The following is a 1,362-nucleotide window of genomic DNA, read 5'->3' as shown; positions in this document are numbered from 1 at the left end:
CCTACGACTGCGAGCATCGTGTGGTCGCCGCCGGTCGGGTCTGACCCTTGTTATGACCGGCCCTGCGGGTGCCTTCGCGTTGACGTGTCGGCTCGGGCGGCGGCGACGCCCTGCCCGCTGACCGGGTGGGCAGTGACCTCATAGGAGCCTGACGCAACCAGGTCCCATCGCAGTCCTGTCCGCCCGCCCGGCCAGCGGAACCGGAGACCGGGATCTGTGAAGGAGACCCACGGCCGTGCCCAGCATGAAGCTGCGCCGCGACGATGTCATCGTCGGCGTCGACACCCACAAAGACGAACACGTCGCTGTTCTGCTCGACGGACTCGGCGGGCGTCTCGCCGAATTGTTCATCCCGGCCACGATCGCCGGGTTCGACACGCTGTTGAGCTTCTGCCGCGAGCATGTCGGTGCAGAAGGCACGATCGTCGCCTTCGGTGTCGAGGGCACCGGCTCCTACGGCATCGGGCTGGCCCGCTTCCTGCGTCGTCACGGCCTGACTGTCCACGAGGTGCACCGGCCGCCGCGCAAGGGCGAGCGGCGGATGTCGGGCAAGAGCGACACCATCGACGCCGAGCACGCCGCCCGCCAGGTTCTCAGCGGCCGTCGCCACCCGGTCCCCAAGGCCGCGGCCGGCGCGGTCGAAGCCCTACGGCTCATCAAGGTCGCCCGGGACACCGCGGTCAAGGCCCGGACCAGCGCGATGATCACGTTGAAAGCCACCCTCGTCACCGCGGTCGACGAGCTGCGCGCCGAGCTCGAGCCGCTCAGCGACCACAAGCTCATCACCGTCTGCGCCGCCCTCGAACCCGGCGGCGAGCTCGACGACCCCGAAGCGGCGATGCGCCATGTGCTGCGGTCGCTGGCGCGTCGGTGGCTCGAGCTGCACGAGGAAATCAAGACCCACAGCCGCCATCTCAAGGTCCAGACCAAGGCGGCGGCGCCGCGGCTGGTCGATGCGGTCGGCGTCGGTCTCGACATTGCTGCGGAAATGCTCGTGACCGCGGGCGACAACAGCGATCGGGTCCGCTCGGAATCGGCGTTCGCGAAACTCTGCGGAGCGAGCCCGATCCCCGCGGGTTCTGGCAAGACCAATGGGCGTCACCGGCTCAACCGGGGCGGCAACCGGCAGGCCAACGCCGCGCTCTACCGCGCGGTCATCGTCCGCATGCGTTGGCATCAGCCCACCATCGACTACGTCGCCCGACGCACCGCCGAAGGACTCTCGAAGCGAGAGATCATCCGCTGTCTGAAGCGCTACCTCGCCCGAGAGATCTATCGACTGCTCCCGCCGCCGTCGGTGACTCGCGAGGCTTCCGCCGGTCCGCTTCCTCGAGCCGCTTGAGGGCTTGCGATCTATAGGAG

The 1,362-nt window shown here is 68.8% G+C and carries 1 protein-coding gene; it reads left to right on the top strand.

The genetic code is table 11. The features are described 5' to 3' along the window. The first annotated feature begins 244 nt into the window (after positions 1-244). The gene (locus tag WCD41_RS31010; protein WP_337719121.1) at positions 245-1,342 is read left to right on the top strand and encodes an IS110 family RNA-guided transposase; all 1,098 of its coding nucleotides are present in this window, start codon (positions 245-247) and stop codon (positions 1,340-1,342) included. Positions 1,343-1,362 lie beyond the last annotated feature (20 nt).

The sequence above is a fragment of the Actinomycetospora aeridis genome, from assembly GCF_037400275.1.
GTDB classification, from domain to species: Bacteria; Actinomycetota; Actinomycetes; order Mycobacteriales; family Pseudonocardiaceae; genus Actinomycetospora; species Actinomycetospora aeridis.
The sequence above is the reverse complement of the archived record's forward strand: the minus strand, read 5'-3'. Positions and strand labels throughout refer to the sequence as shown.